Annotated in this window: 17 protein-coding genes; 8 read left to right on the forward strand and 9 right to left on the reverse strand. The window is 40.1% G+C overall.

Features of this window, described 5'->3' with window-relative positions:
- Positions 1-13: 13 nt before the first annotated feature.
- Entirely contained in the window at positions 14-691 is a 678-nt protein-coding gene (locus BK583_RS18810) for a GntR family transcriptional regulator (protein ID WP_051667237.1), read from the reverse strand.
- A gap of 91 nt (positions 692-782) precedes the next feature.
- Here BK583_RS18810 and BK583_RS18815 point away from each other — a divergent pair, with 91 nt between their 5' ends.
- The gene (locus BK583_RS18815; RefSeq protein WP_038476345.1) at positions 783-1,793 is read left to right on the forward strand and encodes an Ldh family oxidoreductase; all 1,011 of its coding nucleotides are present in this window, start codon (positions 783-785) and stop codon (positions 1,791-1,793) included.
- 121 nt (positions 1,794-1,914) lie between these two features.
- Here BK583_RS18815 and BK583_RS18820 read toward each other — a convergent pair whose 3' ends face one another.
- The gene (locus BK583_RS18820) at positions 1,915-2,706 is read right to left on the reverse strand and encodes an SDR family oxidoreductase (protein WP_055737111.1); all 792 of its coding nucleotides are present in this window, start codon (positions 2,704-2,706) and stop codon (positions 1,915-1,917) included.
- 144 nt (positions 2,707-2,850) lie between these two features.
- Here BK583_RS18820 and BK583_RS18825 point away from each other — a divergent pair, with 144 nt between their 5' ends.
- Both BK583_RS18825 and BK583_RS18830 read left to right on the forward strand, forming a co-directional pair.
- Positions 2,851-3,315, forward strand: coding sequence for a DinB family protein (locus BK583_RS18825; RefSeq protein WP_055737110.1), 465 nt, complete (start codon positions 2,851-2,853; stop codon positions 3,313-3,315).
- A gap of 2 nt (positions 3,316-3,317) precedes the next feature.
- On the forward strand, positions 3,318-4,172 hold the full coding sequence (locus tag BK583_RS18830) for a DNA-3-methyladenine glycosylase family protein (RefSeq protein ID WP_055737109.1): 855 nt from the start codon (positions 3,318-3,320) through the stop codon (positions 4,170-4,172).
- Between the two features lie 426 nt (positions 4,173-4,598).
- On the opposite strand, the gene BK583_RS18835 is transcribed toward BK583_RS18830, so the two are convergent.
- Positions 4,599-5,357: a glycerophosphodiester phosphodiesterase family protein gene (locus BK583_RS18835; RefSeq protein ID WP_139366215.1), complete on the reverse strand. Its 759-nt coding sequence runs from the start codon at positions 5,355-5,357 to the stop codon at positions 4,599-4,601.
- A gap of 222 nt (positions 5,358-5,579) precedes the next feature.
- Here BK583_RS18835 and BK583_RS18840 point away from each other — a divergent pair, with 222 nt between their 5' ends.
- On the forward strand, positions 5,580-6,590 hold the full coding sequence (locus tag BK583_RS18840) for a hypothetical protein (protein ID WP_139366216.1): 1,011 nt from the start codon (positions 5,580-5,582) through the stop codon (positions 6,588-6,590).
- Here the strand turns inward: BK583_RS18840 and BK583_RS18845 are convergent.
- The 4 genes from BK583_RS18845 to BK583_RS18860 form a co-directional block, all read right to left on the reverse strand.
- Complete coding sequence (locus BK583_RS18845) at positions 6,526-6,921, reverse strand: ectoine synthase (protein ID WP_038476327.1); 396 nt, start codon at positions 6,919-6,921, stop codon at positions 6,526-6,528. The genes BK583_RS18840 and BK583_RS18845 overlap by 65 nt on opposite strands.
- Positions 6,922-6,940: 19 nt before the next feature.
- Complete coding sequence (gene ectB, locus BK583_RS18850) at positions 6,941-8,224, reverse strand: diaminobutyrate--2-oxoglutarate transaminase (protein WP_055737106.1); 1,284 nt, start codon at positions 8,222-8,224, stop codon at positions 6,941-6,943.
- A 19-nt stretch (positions 8,225-8,243) separates the two neighbouring features.
- Positions 8,244-8,738, reverse strand: a complete 495-nt coding sequence (gene ectA / locus BK583_RS18855; protein WP_035392952.1) for a diaminobutyrate acetyltransferase — start codon at positions 8,736-8,738, stop codon at positions 8,244-8,246.
- 290 nt (positions 8,739-9,028) lie between these two features.
- Positions 9,029-9,463: a hypothetical protein gene (locus tag BK583_RS18860; protein ID WP_055737105.1), complete on the reverse strand. Its 435-nt coding sequence runs from the start codon at positions 9,461-9,463 to the stop codon at positions 9,029-9,031.
- 144 nt (positions 9,464-9,607) lie between these two features.
- Between BK583_RS18860 and BK583_RS18865 the strand changes: the two genes are divergently transcribed.
- The 4 genes from BK583_RS18865 (at position 9,608) to BK583_RS18880 (ending at position 14,761) form a co-directional block, all read left to right on the forward strand.
- The gene (locus tag BK583_RS18865; protein WP_055737104.1) at positions 9,608-11,059 is read left to right on the forward strand and encodes a spore germination protein; all 1,452 of its coding nucleotides are present in this window, start codon (positions 9,608-9,610) and stop codon (positions 11,057-11,059) included.
- 654 nt (positions 11,060-11,713) lie between these two features.
- Positions 11,714-12,277 (forward strand): alkyl hydroperoxide reductase subunit C, encoded by a 564-nt coding sequence (ahpC, locus tag BK583_RS18870; protein ID WP_038476313.1) that lies wholly within the window; start codon positions 11,714-11,716, stop codon positions 12,275-12,277.
- A gap of 14 nt (positions 12,278-12,291) precedes the next feature.
- Entirely contained in the window at positions 12,292-13,821 is a 1,530-nt protein-coding gene (ahpF, locus tag BK583_RS18875) for an alkyl hydroperoxide reductase subunit F (protein WP_055737103.1), read from the forward strand.
- A gap of 196 nt (positions 13,822-14,017) precedes the next feature.
- Positions 14,018-14,761 (forward strand): sulfite exporter TauE/SafE family protein, encoded by a 744-nt coding sequence (locus tag BK583_RS18880; protein ID WP_038485081.1) that lies wholly within the window; start codon positions 14,018-14,020, stop codon positions 14,759-14,761.
- A 42-nt stretch (positions 14,762-14,803) separates the two neighbouring features.
- On the opposite strand, the gene pdxA is transcribed toward BK583_RS18880, so the two are convergent.
- Both pdxA and BK583_RS18890 read right to left on the reverse strand, forming a co-directional pair.
- A complete protein-coding gene (gene pdxA / locus BK583_RS18885) occupies positions 14,804-15,820 on the reverse strand; it encodes a 4-hydroxythreonine-4-phosphate dehydrogenase PdxA (protein WP_055737102.1) in 1,017 nt (338 codons plus the stop codon).
- Positions 15,817-17,106 (reverse strand): four-carbon acid sugar kinase family protein, encoded by a 1,290-nt coding sequence (locus BK583_RS18890; protein ID WP_055737101.1) that lies wholly within the window; start codon positions 17,104-17,106, stop codon positions 15,817-15,819. Before BK583_RS18890 ends, pdxA begins: the two co-directional genes overlap by 4 nt.
- Positions 17,107-17,108: the final 2 nt, after the last annotated feature.

Consider the following 17,108-nt stretch of genomic DNA (forward strand, 5'->3'; position numbering starts at 1 on the left):
TTTAACCCCTCTATTACTTACTAAAGTACTCTGGATGCTCTAGTTTTAGCGCCTGTTGATCGTATTGCAACAATCCTAAATGGGTACGAATTAATGCTTCCGCTCGTTGACAATCTTTCGCTTTAATCGCGCTCACCATCTCACCGTGGTGCTCAACAAGTTGATCCCAGTTTAATTTCAATTCCATACTAAGCTTTCTTAATCGATTTGAATGGGTATCCATTTTCTGAATAACTCTCCACACTCTTACTTTCTTTGTTCCTTCAGCTAATAAGCGGTGAAATTCTTTGTCGAGAACGAATAACGTCTTCTCATCCTCAATCATTTTTGCCTGTTTCTGTTTCTCAACGTTTATTTCTAACTGCTGCAAGCAATACTCGTTAAAGCTGTCACATGCAAGCCTTATGATTCCGACTTCTGCTTGTTCTCTAAGAAAACGAGCCTCTTCCACATGATCTAAATCTATTAAGGTTACAAATGAGCCTCTTTGTGGCAATACTATTAGCAGTTCGTCTTCGGTTAATCGTAAAAAAGCTTCTCTAACAGGAGTTCGGCTCACTTCTAGTTCCTCCGCAATTTCTTTTTCAGAAATAGCAGAACCTGGGGGCAAATCCAACGTCATAATGGACTCCCGAATCGTTTCATAAACGAAATCTCTTGTCGACATTTTAAAATCTGTACGATTCAGCATTCGTTTCTTCACCTCCTCAATCAGATACTACCACACTACCATACAAGTATGCTACCATTTATTTAAACGCTTTCAATTAGGAGGATGCCATATGATTACCGTACCAGCAGATCACCTTTTATCTCTAACAAAAGATGTGTTCACCCATTATCACGTCCCAGAGCCTGTCGCTCAAGACATTTCCACCATTCTCGTTCACGCCAATTTAAGAGGGGTTGATTCCCACGGTGTTATGCGAGTAGAACACTATATAAACCGCCTTATTAAAGGTGGCATTCGAGCTGATGCTACGCCTGACTATAACGAAACATCCCCATCAACTGGCATAATGGATGGCCATCATGGATTTGGTCACTCGATTGCAAAGGAAGGGATGAGTCGAGCCATCCACCAAGCCAAACAGCACGGTATCGGCAGTGTTGCAGTGAAGAATAGTAGTCATTGTGGGGCTTTATCCTTTTTTGTTCAACAAGCAGCAGAAGAAAAGCTTATTGGCATTGCCATGTCCCATACAGATGCCATAGTCGTCCCATACGGAGGGGCTGAGCCTTATTTTGGGACAAACCCACTTGCATTTGGGTTTCCTACCAACGAAGAAGACCCTGTCATTCTTGACTTTGCCACAAGTACAGTTGCACTTGGAAAGATTTTAGATGCAAAGGAAAAACAGCACTCTATTCCGCATGGGTGGGGTGTTAATGATACAGGACAGTCAACGACGATACCAGAAGAGGTCGTTTCTTTAACACCATTTGGTGGACCAAAAGGGTACGGACTGGCAATGGTTGTTGAAATCTTCTCTGCGCTTCTTACTGGAGCTGCTTTTGGCCCTCATGTTTCTAAAATGTATGATGACTATCACAAAAATAGAGAATTAGGGCATTTCTTCATGGCAATTGATCCTAGTAAATTTATCGCAGTAGACGCTTTTACTACTCGTTTGGATGGCATGATTAGAGAATTACGTCAAGTTCCCGCTGTTACAGCAGAAGAACGCATATATGTTCCTGGTGAACTTGAGAAGATAAATGAGAGAGAACGTTTAATGCATGGTATCCCTTTACCAGAATCTGTCTACAATTTTCTCAAACAAAATCATTGATGCTCTTAAAAGACCCTTAAGCAAAGCAGGCTTAAGGGTCAATCTCGATAAAAGTATTCAATTCCTATTATCATTTGACCAGCACCATCTACCGTTACGTTATAACCTATTGGCGTGCTGACTATAGTGCTTTAACTAGTCCTCCATCAATGACAAACGCTTGACCTGTTACATACGTATTCGCACCTGAACATAGGAAAACAACATGATTAGCAAATTCTTGTGGCGTTCCATAGCGACCGAGAGGAATAGCTTGTTCTTCCTTTTTCTTTACTTCATCAAGAGATAGATTTCCTTTGGCAGCTTTCGTTTCATCTAGTTCAAGCAAACGGTCTGTTGCTATACGCCCAGGACCGATAGTATTAATAAGAATGCCATCTTTCCCTAACTCTTGTGCCAAGCTTTTTGACAGTCCTGCAACCCCTGCTCGGAACGTATTCGAGAGCAACAATCCATCGAGGGTTTGTTTAATCGAAGAGGACGCTACATTGGCTATATGTCCCCCTCCTTGAATGCGCATTTGCGGCACTACTGCACGAATCGATCGAACATAGCTTAATAGATTCAACTCGTATGCACGTTGCCACTCTTCATCAGTAAATTGATCAATGCCTCCTGGAGGAGGTCCACCTGAATTGTTAATTAATACATCAATTCTCCCCCACTTTTTAATGGTAAAATTGACTAGCTCTTGAATGTCTTCTGCTTTTGTTATATCGCATACATGAGGCACGATATGAGCATTATTTGTTTCTTTTTTTATATCATCTACTACTTGAATCAGTTCGTTCTGTCGTCTACTCGACAACACCACTTTCGCTCCTTCTTCTGCAAACTGGCGCGCAATCCCTCTTCCTAGACCTTTACTGGCAGCGAGTACAATGACCACTTTTCCTTTTAAATGTAAATCCAAATTGCATTCCTCCTTCTTCATCGTTTACATCTTTTTCAAGCTCGAATCGAACCTTTCATCCTGTTCAATATCTTTCTATCCATGCTATAATAGCAAAAAACTTTTGGAAACGCTTTAACATCCACTCAAGAGGAGGTTATTTGTATGAGTGTAAAAGAGTTAATTCTCTTGCAATTAGGTGTCATTCATAATCAAAAAAGTTGGTTTGTCCCGTTGACCCATGCGTTAGAAAATGTATCTGAACATGAAGCCAAGTGGACACCTAATGATGAATCAAACAGCATTTGGGGAATTGTAAACCATCTCATTTTTTATAACTTCCGTTATTTAGAACGCTTCAAAAACAGTCATACGACATTTGAACCTGTTGACTCCATTGCTCATACATTTGAAAGAGAAACCACGTCCTGGGCTGAAACAAGGAACCATATTGACCAATTGCTTTCAGAATGGCGGGAAGCTGTTCAGAAATCCGAATTAGAAGATTTTAGCGAAGCTGTTACTGAATATTTAACACTTCTCACTCTACACAATGCCTATCACATCGGCCAAATTGTAACCATCCGAAAACAACAAGGAACTTGGCCTACTGAATTAGGAGTTCGATAATCGTGTTTACATTCTCCATTCCTTTAGCAGAACCCTTTAACTTTAATGATGCGATTACTTCCCACGGATGGTGGATGCTAGCTCCGAATGTATGGGATTCAAAGAAAGCACGGTTTTATCGTACCTTTCCTACAAGAAACAATGATACAATCGTTGGTTGCATCTATATGGAGGCTTCTTGTTTACAAATTGTAACAGAAGTAGAATTAACTGAAACCGACCAAGACGACATACTCCATTATGTTTCATGGATGTTCCGAGTGAATGAACGGTTTGAGCCTTTTTATACATTATGTCAAACGCATAATGAGCTAACCGATTTACCTATGAAAGGAAAAGGTCGATTGCTACGCTCGCCTACTCTATTTGAAGACATCGTGAAAGTACTTTTAACAACAAACACTCGCTGGAACCAAACAATCCAAATGGCAGAAAAACTTACTTATCATTTAGGAGAGAAAGTGCATGGATTTGGCCGAGAATTTTATTCTTTTCCAACACCTCAAACCATTCTTTCAGCAGGAGAAGCTTTTTTAATGGAGCACGTACGTACAGGTTATCGAAGTCACTATATTCTGGATGCTGCTCATAAAGCAGTAAACAATCCCGCCCGCTATTTGCAACCATCCGCTCTCACTCACTTTCAAGAGATAAAAGGAATCGGCCCTTATGCCATGAATACACTCGCTATGATCGTCGGTCGTTATGACGGTGTACCTGTTGATTCTGAGTACAAAAAGCACGTGATAGGAACGTATTTTAACGGAATCGCCCCCTCTAAAAGCGAGCTTGAGAGCTTCTATGACAAATGGGGCGACTATAAGTATTTAGCCTATTGGTTTGACCACTATAAATAAGAAAAAGATTCGTGCTGATGCACGAATCTTTTTCTATTATTTACAGTGATTGCGTCTGAATCGACGTTACATGCTAAACAAACGTCATAGAACTGTAAGTCAGAAGGCATGAAACGATTATAAAACTTATCGCCATCTACAGTTTCCATCGCAAACCGAGTTTGCTCTACGTTAGATGACCTTGGTGTTCAGATGGTTCTCTTAATTCGATTGTTCTTGATTAAATTTCTCGTCCTTCTCTTCAACTGCTGACGTTTTTTGTATGTCTTCCGTTTGCTTACTACCCACTTGATCGCTTTCACTTATACTCCCCTTACGACAATCCCTTTTTCTCACACAGAAAAGCATAGCGTTTTATGAAACCTGTTTCAATAGCTTATAGACATAGTCAAAAAGTCTAACTCCTAATCATAAGAAAGAAAACAGCTAGATATTGCCCTGCTGCTCTCTGATTCGTAACGCCATCTCTGGAAAATCTGTCATAATGGCTTTCACCTTTTTTTTAAGCAACCCTTTCACTTCTTCAGGCTCATTTACTGTCCAAATACGTGACTGTTGCACTAACCCTTCCTCATCAAAAGTAGAACGCTCTTTTAATGCCAATTTCTTAGACAAGTGGTATAAGTTAATGCGATTGGTTGCTAAATAGTCAGCTGGATAAGGGATCTCATGCTTTACAAGCCACGCCACTTCAATATTCTTATCCAATTGACGGAGACGTTGAATAAGAGGCAAATGGAACGACGAATAATTAAGTGTTAATGCATGTTGGAACGGCCTCACGCTATCAAGCAATAATTTCTCAATTCCCTCTGTTTCTGACAAATTCGGCTTTAACTCAATGTTCACTTCTACTTGATAGGGAGCCATTAATTCTAGCGCCTCTGCAAGAGTTGGAACGGTTATGCCTTTCCAATCTGCTTCACAATAATTGTCTAAATGAGTAAAGGGTATACCTGCACTGAGTTCTTTTAATTCCTTAACGGTCTTATCCTTTACATGACCAGTTCCATTCGTAGTTCTGTCTACAGTCGGGTCATGCATGACGACGAAATGATGATCTTTTGTCAGCTGAACATCTAATTCAATACCGTCTACACCATTTGATAACGCTTCTTCAAAACTTGGCAATGTATTTTCTGGAAAAACACCCATCGCCCCTCTATGTCCGTAAATAGCTGTCAAAGGGAATCATTCCTTTCTAACAAAAACCTCTCACTCCTATTATACCGTTTGATACTTTCACTTTCACACTATGTGTTCACTTTTAAGTAAAGCTTTACAAATGACTAACGTCTGCAACATCGCTTTCACGCATTGGAATTATACTTTACACTAGTATTTAGAATATTCATTTCTGTTGTGTGTGCAACCATTTGTTCACATAAGAGAAAAAGGAGGCAAAAGGTGCAACGATTTCTATTTCTATTTAGTTTATGCTTGTGCATAACTGGTTGTACTATTCCAGCCGATACCGGTGGCGATACGCTTACCTCTGTTAACGATGAACCCTTTACTGGATTTGTTATCGACAGAACCGATAATGGTTCACTCGTTTCTAATGAAGGAGGGTTGACGATGTTTTCGAACATTCCTGTCGCCCATGAGGTTGGTGATCGCGTACGAATCCATTATCGCGACGTTTTAGACTCATTTCCCTCTCAAGCAGATGGCTCACAAGCGACAGTCGTCTCTTCACCAAAGCCAGATGGCGCCACCTATTCTGAAAAAGAAGCCATTCAGCAAGCGCTTGAATTAGCAAGAGCGTTTCCATCAAGTGATGCAATGATCACTTATCCGTTTGTTACATACACACACTATGTAAAAGAAGCAGATGTTTGGGAAATAACCATTCAAATTTATGGAGAGGAAGAACATTTAATCGAAATCGGTAGCAATGGAGTTCCCATGGATCATTGCGAGCATTCTTCATTAACGGACTATTCCCCTGCCTGTTTTACTGGTTATGTAATCGAAAACCGGCTTATCAGTACTGAAAATGATTTAATTACATTTACTAACCTCATACGTTCAGCTGAAATTGGCGATCGCGTATCCGTTGAATATACGGACGTAAAAGAAAGTTACCCAGCTTCTGCTACCGCTGTTTCATCTAAAGTCGTCTCTCCACCAAAGCCGGATGGTGCCACCTATTCTGAAAAAGAAGCCATTCAGCAAGCACTCCTCTATTATAATAAACAGAACCGTCAACCTGAATCGGACCCAGTTGCATTTCCAGTTATTCACTTCTGTACTTACCACGATGAAACAGACACGTGGACCATAACGATAAACGATGTGGACATTGAAATAGAAAAAAGAAAAAAGAAACGAGGAAAATTCCTCGTTTCATTTACTTCTTCATATGCTCTGGTAATTGATAAGCCCCGTCTTCATCGTGTATTTCTTCGCCTGTAGTTGGTGGATTAAATACACAAACCATTCTCATATCTGTCTTTGCTCGTAAGTAATGTTCGTCATGTTCATCTAACACATAGCATTCGAATTGCTTTACTGGCCATACCTTACCATCTTTAACGGTTTCAACTTCGCCTTCACCTTCTATAATATAAACTGATTCAAGGTGATGCTTATACCATAAGTGTGTTTCCGTGCCAGCACGAATTTGTGTATCATGCACAGAATAGCCCACGCCATCTTTCTCTACGACGAGCCGTTGACTGCGCCAGTTTCCACCGTCTACGTCTCGCTCTGTATTTAAAACATCTTCAAGTTTGATTACTTTCATTTGTAGGACCTCCTAGCTGTTAATTTAAAATAGGTTCTTTAATCCCTAAAGCTGCTCGCACACTCTCTTCAATAATCTCTAATCCTGCTTTTAACGTCTCTTCAGGAATTGTCACTGCCGGAAACAGTTTGAACACTTCATCGTCAAACCCTGCTGTTTCCATGATTAAGCCTCTTTTAAACGCTTCTGCAGCAATCGATCCGGCCAATGAACAGTCTTCACAACGAATTCCTTTCATAAGACCTCTACCTTTTACAGTACCTTTTAATTCCGGATACTTTTCCACAATGGTTGTTAAGAAATGATGCACGAGTTCAGCTTTTCTCTGAATTGAATCTTGAAAGTCTGATGTTTTCCAATAATCTAAAGATACTGTTGCTGTGATAAAGGCATGATTGTTTCCTCTAAAAGTCCCGTTATGCTCACCCGGCTCCCAAATATCTAATTCCGGTTTAAACAATGTTAAAGCAAAAGGAAGACCATACCCACCAATTGATTTGGACAGACATACAATATCAGGTGTCAATCCGGCTTCTTCAAAGCTAAAAAATGTCCCTGTTCGACCAATACCAGCTTGCACATCATCAATAATCATGAGTATCTCGTGTTCCTTACATAAACGTTCTAATCGCTGTAACCATTCCGTACGTGCGGCATTAATACCACCTTCGCCTTGTACCGTTTCAAGAATTACTGCTGCAGGTATGTCAACTCCTGATCCACCTTCAGTCAAAAATTGCTCGAGATAATCAAGTGTATCTAATTCATCCGTTAGAAAATTGTCATACGGCATCGTTACAACATTAGTCAATGGTATTCCAGCACCTTTACGCTTAAACGCATTACCAGTCACCGAGAGTGAACCAATTGTCATTCCGTGAAATCCATTTGTGAAGCTAATAATATCTGTTCGTCCTGTTACTTTACGAGCCAACTTAAGAGCTGCTTCCACAGTATTTGTCCCTGTTGGTCCAGGAAACATTACTTTATAGTTTAACCCTCTAGGTTCTAATATGATTTTATTAAAGGCCGTTAAAAAGCTTGCTTTCGGTGATGTTGCCATATCTAGTGAATGGGTAATTCCGTCACTCATGATATAGTCAACGAGGGCCTGTTTCATTTTTTCATCATTATGACCATAGTTTAATGCACCAGCGCCTGCAAAAAAATCAATATACTCATTTCCCTCTTCATCCCACATGGTTGATCCTTTGGCTTTTGTAAATACAGCTGGGAAACTTCTGCAATAGCTTCTTACTTCAGATTCTTTTTCTTCAAAAATCTTCATGTCTGTTTTATTCACGGTTTTCCTCCTTGTATTCTTAACCCTTAATTGGTCCAATGCGAAACGTTTTCTCTTCTTCATGTTGATCATCCGGGAATAGCTCCTCACCAAAACAATCAAACACATTACATTCAGTTCCTTGACTACGTGCTAGCTTTTTAAAAAGAGATTGAGATGCTTTGTTTGAAGGCGTTACAGTTGCCTCAACATATCTTACATTTTTACAAGCGTCTCGTTCGATTAGTCGTTCTAATAAATCTAAAGCAAGCCCTTTGCCTCGTTGTGATTCAGCAACACCAACTTGCCAAATAAAGAGGGTGTCTGCTTGTTTAGGCGGAATAAAACCAGTAATAAAGCCAACTACTTCATCGTTTTCACGGGCTACAATACACGTTTCGTCAAAATATTCACACATCATGATATACTTATACACTGAGTTGGAATCAAGCGTTGATGTTTCCGCTAATTGCCACATCGAAGCTCCATCTTCAACAGTCGGTTTTTCGAGGGTTAATACTGGTGTCTGTGCCATATGCGCCTCCTCTATTTTTTTCACAGCGGTGTTCGTCTTTCTTTTACCCGCTTCTCTTTAATCAAAACCACAAATTGTAAATGATCAACATTTTCAATCCTTTTTAATGATAGGATGCTGGTCACATTTTCGCAAACAGGATTAGTAGAGATTATGTATCAATAAAAGGAGTGATCGACGTTAAGAGTAAGCTAAGAGAGATTTTCTTCCATATCCTCCTCCTTTGTCTCAATCCCTCCTATTTTCAAAATAAAAAGAAGAGAAAATGATTTCTCTTCTTTCTTTCCTTTTTACACACATTGAAAAGCACTAATTCGTCGTGTATCGATTCCAAAGTAAACCCACCTGAAAATAAACCACCGGTAACCAGCGACTGATTGTCTTCCTACAAAGGTTGGATAAAACCAAAATTGTTCGCCATTATTTAAGCGCAAATACGTGTACCGGAACAAACATCCTCTAATTGCACCTGGATCTACAGCAAATGTGCTAACCGATTGAAGCTGAGGTGGATTTCCTGGAGGCGGCCCCGGCGGCTCTCCTCCACCTTGACCAGGTTGAGGTCCTTGAGAAGAACCACCTCCTGGCGTTGGAAACCCAGGGAATGATCCACTCCCTGGAGGTCCCGGGGGATATCCTGGACCACCTTGCCCAGGAAAGGGGCCAATCGATCCACCTCCACCACCAGGTGGGAAGAAAGACGAAATGAAGCGATGATCTTGCATACTTAAAACCTCCCTATTAACATTGATACATTCTACGCATTTGCCTATAAATGGTGCATCGATTTTGCCTTATGTCGGTGAACTGTATAAATCAACTAACTTGATGCAAACTACATGTATCTTAGTCAAAAAGGGCGAATTCGCATGAGGACATTAACGGCTCACTTAAAACAAAATGTGCACCTTATTCAACAACGTTTTCACACTAAGGATGCGATCCGATCACTGTCTGTAACCATCGGATTAGATATTCATGCTGAGCTCCTCTATCTTCCTAATACAGTGGATGAGCAAAAAATTCACTCTTTTTTACTAGCTCCGATTCAACAGCTCGTTAAGCAGTCGGTTACATATGATCAATTAGGAAGTATCTTTAAAGATGGAGAACCATCGGTTGCTTATGCCGTTGAAGAATGTGTAGATGGTCTCGTTAACGGAAGAGCCCTTCTTATGTTCAATAAAGAGGAAGGCTATTTATTTAACTGTTCAAATTGGCGTGTTAGAAGTGTAGACGTTCCGCTCAGCAGCAGCGTTTACGAAGGTCCAGCTTCCGGTTTGACAGAAGACATTTCAGTGAATCTAAATTTGTTAAGAAATTATTATCGAAGCCCTAATCTTGTCATAGAAACCCTTTCTATTGGTTCTGAAGCAAAAAAAGAAATCTCCATCCTATCAGTTCATGGTGTATCAAACCCAGCTATCGTTGAAGAAGTTAAAGCACGATTAAACAATATCAATGTTAGTCAGGCCATTCTCAATCAACTCGCTACAGATGCGTTAGAAGGCGATGGTTTATTATTTCCGCGGACGATGTCGATAGACCGGCCTGATGCGTGCGCAATGGCTCTAGCTGCCGGTCGAGTTGTTATTTTAGTAGAAGGTTCCCCTCTTGCTTTACTTGCACCAAGTATTTTTTATCATTTTTTCCAAAATCAAGATGACTATTTATCAGACTTTGGCAAATTTGGGTCAAGACCATTACGTTATTCGTACTTTTTTATTGCTACGTTTACTCCAGCTATTATTGTGGCTATTGAACGGTTTCATTTAGATCTCATTCCAAGAGATTTACATGAACAATTAATTAAGACCCATGATACTCTTGCTCCTTTTACGATTGAATTGCTATTCGTCATTTTACTCATGCAAGTTATCATGGATGGTTCCTATCGATTGCCGGGTAATGTTATCTTTGCCGTTACATTTATCGGGACGATGTTAATTAGTGATGTGGCAACTGATGTTAATTTATTTCATCCGGTCACCATCGTCATTATCGGAATTTGCTACATATCAAGTTTTCCAGTTCTCCATAGAGGGCTGCTTTCACCCATTTTCTTTATGCGCTTATCGTTCATCATTCTTGCTCACTTTTTTGGATTTGCCGGACTGTTTTTAGGAACGACGGTTCTATTGATCCTAATGGCTAAACTTCATTCCATCGGTACACCTTATTTGTATCCTTTTCTTCCTTTTCAACCTGATAAATGGAAGGATACCCTTTTTCGAGGAGGCTTACAAAGAGTCATAAATCATCCAAATCCACTTCCATTTAATCGTCATCAAGCTAAAGCAAATCGAAAGCAACATATTTAATGTGTAAGTTTAAAGCAACCTCCATTAAAAACGAGGCTAGGACATAACGAAAAGTCGTATTTGAAAAGACGAATAGTCTAAAATATGCTGAGTAGCACCGCTACAGGAGAATCCTTCCGCTAATGTTCATATAAAACAAACGACGAACGTTCCTATTTTCAGGAATGTTCGTCATTTTGCTCTGTCTATCTACTTTTGTCCTAGCCTCATTTTTTATATTCCATTCGTTTTACCTTATTTAAGCCTATTGAGAAAATCGATACACATTTGAAAAAAACATTCTTCTGATTTCTCTTCTCCTAAGGCAGTCAACCATTTTAAAAGATGGTGCAACTTCGTCACGAACGAGAACAAACAAGGTTTTAAATTTAAAAAACAGTGATTTCTTTCTATTACTTCCTCTCATTTACATAAGCTTTTTCTCATTTAAAAAGTAAACGCTTACCACGCTGTCATAGAAGGAATTTATTTTATTAATAAAAAATTCAGTCAACTACCCCTTTCATATTGCTAAATAGAAACATTCTGTGTCGTTTGTCAAACTTTCGAGAAAGGCATTGACAAACGAAGATCTTTATTCGATAATTAGTACATAATTAGAATTAATACAATTTAAGCGCACATGCTTAGATTTAACATTAGGAGGAATTGTTCATGTCACTTATCGGTAAACAAGTACAACCATTCTCAGCACAAGCATATAGAAATGGTGAATTCGTTGAGGTTACAGACGAATCAATGAAAGGTCAGTGGAGTGTTGTATGCTTCTACCCTGCTGATTTCAGCTTCGTATGCCCAACAGAATTAGAGGATCTTCAAAATCAATATGAAGAGCTTAAATCTCTAGGTGCAGAAGTTTACTCTGTTTCTACAGACACGCACTTCGTACACAAAGGCTGGCACGATAGCTCTGAAAAAATTGGTAAAATTACGTACACAATGATTGGAGATCCGTCACAAGCAATTTCTCGTGACTTCCAAGTATTAAACGAAGCTTCTGGCTTAGCTGATCGCGGAACATTTATTTTAGATCCAGAAGGTGTTATTCAAGCAGTAGAAATCAACGCTGATGGTATCGGTCGTGATGCAAGCACGCTTGTAAACAAAATCAAAGCAGCACAATATGTACGTAACAACCCAGGTGAAGTATGCCCTGCTAAATGGGAAGAAGGCACTGAAACACTTACACCAAGCCTTGATCTAGTAGGTAAAATCTAAGGAGTGTTATAAAGATGGCTCTTGCAGCAGAGATTAAAACACAATTAAACCAGTACATGGCGTTACTGGAAAATGACATTGTTATTAAAGTACATGCTGGCGACGATGACGTTTCAAGAGAAATGGTTGAATTACTCGACGAACTGTCAGCCATGTCTACGAAAATTACGCTTGAAAAAGCAGCTCTGCCAAGAACGCCAAGCTTTAGTGTAAATCGTGTTGGAGAGGACACCGGCGTTGTATTCGCCGGTGTTCCTTTAGGTCATGAGTTTACATCGCTTGTTTTGGCGTTGCTTCAGGTGAGTGGACGACCACCTAAGGTCGACCAAGCTATTATTGAACAAGTGAAAGGCATTGAAGGCGAGCACCATTTTGAATCCTATATCAGCTTATCTTGTCACAACTGTCCAGACGTTGTTCAAGCGCTGAATATGATGAGTGTCGTAAATCCAAACATCACTCACACGATGATTGACGGTGCTGCCTTCAAGCAAGAAGTGGAAGAAAAAGAAATTATGGCTGTTCCTACTGTTTTCATGAACGGTCAACCATTCGGTAGCGGTCGTATGACTATCGAAGAAATGATCGCAAAAATGGGTGTTACCGTTGACGCAGATGAGCTAACGAGCAAAGACCCATTTGATGTTCTAGTAGTCGGTGGCGGTCCAGCTGGTTCCAGCGCAGCTATTTATGCGGCTCGTAAAGGAATACGTACTGGTATCGTAGCAGAACGCTTTGGTGGACAAGTTCTTGACACACTAAGCATTGAAAATTTTATTAGTGTACCGTCAACAGATGGTCCTAAGCTTGCGGCTAGTTTAGAAGAACATGTAAAAACGTATAATGTAGACGTTATGAATCTTCAAGCGGCAAAGCGCTTAGAAAAGAAAGACTTGTTTGAAGTGACCCTTGAGAATGATGCTGTTCTTAAAGCCAAGACAGTGATCTTGTCAACAGGTGCTCGTTGGCGAAATGTCAATGTTCCTGGTGAACAAGAATTTAAAAACAAAGGTGTGGCTTACTGCCCACACTGTGATGGCCCGTTATTTGAAGGTAAGGACGTTGCTGTTATTGGTGGTGGAAACTCTGGAATTGAAGCGGCCATTGATCTTGCAGGAATTGTGAATCACGTTACAGTTCTTGAGTTTGCAGCCGAACTTAAAGCTGATCGTGTTCTCCAAGATCGTGCACACAGCCTACCAAACGTAACCATCATTCCAAATGCTCAAACAACGGAAATTACAGGTGATTCTCACGTAAATGGCATCTCATACAAAGATCGTGAAACGGGAGAAATTCATCATGTTGCCTTGCAAGGGGTTTTCGTTCAAATTGGTCTCGTACCAAACACAGAATGGTTAGACGAAACCGTTGAACGTAATCGCATGGGCGAAATTGTTGTTGATAAGCACGGTTCTACCAATGTACCTGGACTGTTTGCCGCAGGAGATTGTACAGACAGTGCGTACAACCAAATTATTATTTCTATGGGCTCAGGTGCTACAGCTTCCCTCGGCGCGTTTGACTATATGATTAGAAATTAACACAAAGAGCGACACCTCATTAAATTGGGAGGTCGCTCTTTTTTCATGCTCTATTCTTTTAGACACTTGCTTGTTAGTAGCAACATGTCCATGACTCAATTTGCGGCAGTGCTTACCTTTTCACAAATAAGATTTGTTATAATGCGAGAAGAGCTACTTTATCAAGACACCTTATGTTGGAATGAGTGATGGAACCATGTTACTTCTTATTATCTTTTTTGCAGTTTTTATTGGGGCGTTTATACAGGGTGCAACTGGACTCGGATTAGGGCTTGTTATTACCGCTATTCTCCCTTTCTTTCTAACGGTTAAGGAAACGACTTTACTCGTTATTTCACTTCTTATTATTTCTGGGCTCACGGTTACATGTAAGTACTACAAGCATTTGGTATGGAAAGAGATTCTCGGCTTTCTCGTCGTAGTCCTCGTAGGTCGCTTTGTCGCCTTCTTCATTCTGTCGGCATATGGTGATATGGACTTCTTAAAAATATGGCTTGGTGTCGTGTTATTACTTATTGTCATTTATCAACTACTAAGTGCCAAGAAAATGGATACAATTGTCGAGCTTTCACCAAGAAGAAAAAACGTATCACAAATTGGACTCGGCTTTACAGCCGGATTAATTGGTGGAGTCTTTGGATTAGGTGGGCCATTTATCGTGCTTTATTTTTTACTTTTTTATCCCCAAAAGAAGTTTTCCTATATCGTTAGTGTTCAAGCTGTCACAACCGTAGCAAGCCTCTTTTCGATATCCATTCATGCAGTAAATGGAGATTTTTATCCGTCTTTCTTTACATACTTTCTTATTGGTCTAGTAGCGGTTATCCTTGGCACCAACTTGGGATTGCGGTTATTTGAAAAAGTAAATGCGACAATCGTTAAACGAATCACCATTGTGTTAATTACGGTATCTGCCATTACAATCATATTGTTTGCTTAACATCTACGAAAAAAACCTCCAAAATGATGGAGGTTTTTTTCATTAATTCTGTTCTTCCCAAATAGGCGCTAGCTCACTAGCAGATTGGATGGCAACAATCATGCTTTTTTCATCAGCTATGTTTTTGCCAGCAATATCAAAGGCAGTTCCGTGGTCAACTGAAGTACGAATGATACCACCTTTTAAGCCAACTGTAATGTTGACACCTTCTTCAATTCCCATTACTTTAATCGGCGCATGTCCTTGATCATGATAACACGCTACAACAATATCAAAGTCACCGCGTCCCGCTCTAAAGAAAAGCGTGTCTGCTGGGTAAGGACCTTCTACATGAATACCCTCTTTTTGTGCTTGTTGGATACCCGGAAGCAATTTCTCTTCCTCTTCTCCGTAACCAAACAATCCGTTTTCACCTGCGTGAGGATTGATGCCACATACCGCTACTCTCGGACTCTCAATACCGGCATTTTTCAATGTTTCATGTGCAAGTTTCACAACTTTATACGTTCGTTCTGGTGTAATACTTTCAATGGCTTTAATTAAGCCAACATGCGTCGTTAAGTGAATTACACGCAGATTAGGTGTTGTCAACATCATGGAATAGTCTTCTGTATCTGTTAATGTTGCGAGAATTTCCGTGTGACCTGGATAAAGATGACCTCCTTTATGAAGAGCCTCTTTATTTAATGGCGCTGTACAAATTGAATTAATTTCATGCGCTTGAGCTAATGATACGGCTTTCGCTAAATATTGATAAGCTGCATCTCCTACAACGGCTGCTACTTCTCCAAAAGCCGTGTCTCCTGGCAACAGATCTAAATCAATCATATCAATCGTGCCGTGGCTAAACTGCGCCTGTGCTGGTTCACTCACAACATTGACCTTAACCGAAGCTTCCGTGATACGTACTGCTTTCTCAATGATTTTAGCATCACCGATAACGAGCGGACGGCATTCTTCGTAAACAGTGGAATGGCTTAATGCCTTTACAATGATTTCTGGTCCAATCCCAGCTGCATCCCCCATTGTAATCCCAACGATTGGTTTCGTCTTACTCATTTTTTCTCACCCTTTAACTTTTCGATGGAATGAATCAAGACATCCTCTTGACCAAATCCACCTGCTTTTGTTATTGCAAAAAGTCCTTTTACACCAATGAAAGTTGAAATTGGTACCCCTACTTCAAGTTCATCGTACAATTGGAATCCTGTTACACGCCAATGTTCACAAATTTTCTTCGCTGTGTCTCCGCCAGTCATAACGACACCTTGGAAGAGCTTGGCTCTTAACAGCCTTGCAGAAATTTCGCCCATCATATGAACAATTTCGCTGCTTGTTTCTGAATACGTATAGCCATTCAAATTACCTACCCGGCGTGCGTGCTCAATGTCATTCTTTTCACCAGCAGAATATAGAACAACATCATGTCCCTCAAAAGCAAGTTTTTTTGCTGTACAATAGACTCTTTCTACTTCAGCTCTTCTCGTTTCATCGTCTGAAACAGCTTTATGGGAAGCCACTTCAATCGCTTCTACCGATTTGTTGTTCAGTAGTTGCTTTAACTGCTTTCGTGACTGCACATTTACACTTCCAACAACCGTCAATACAGATTTCTTCCGATTTGGAATTTCAAACGTATTTTCCGTCTTTTCCAAACCATAATGTTCAGGAAGATGGTTGGCTAAGCCAGCAGAACCAACAAGACCTATTTTGAATGGCGTGCGCTTCATCTCTTTTAAAAGAAGCTTTAAGTCTTCATCTATTTCCGAATCAATAACAACATAAACAATTTGATCTTCCTTTAACTGATTAAGTTTGTCATGAAATAAACTTGTATCTCGTAATTCGGATACTGTCACAAGCCCTACTTTTGTATCAAGTTGATCACCTATTAATGTTGGGAGATGGGATTCTACTACAGGCGTAACCGGATCATTCGCAATTTCCGTTTCCCCTAGTTTGCGCCCATTTAAATAATGATATCCCTCTATGACCGTTCGACCATTCGTCGGATAACCTGGTGCAATAAAGATAAAGTCCTGTCGATACTCTCCTTGAAAACCTAACAGCTCCGCCCCAATATTTCCGCGCATAGTCGAATCTATCTTTTTATAAATATTGGTGACACCTTGTTTGAGTAAAAACCTTGTTACACTTGATACCATGTCTTCGGCTTTATCAGCACGAATGGCACGACTATCTGTATCAAAAACAACGGCATCGTTATCACCAAGATAGCGCTTATCTTCTTTAAAGAAAACAGATGTTTTCAATCCATATTTCGCTAATTGGACACCACTATCATTAGCACCTGTTAAGTCGTCTGCGATAATTGCTAAATTCATAA

It is taken from the genome of Shouchella oshimensis, assembly GCF_002019765.1.
Classification (GTDB): Bacteria; Bacillota; Bacilli; order Bacillales; family Bacillaceae_D; genus Shouchella; species Shouchella oshimensis.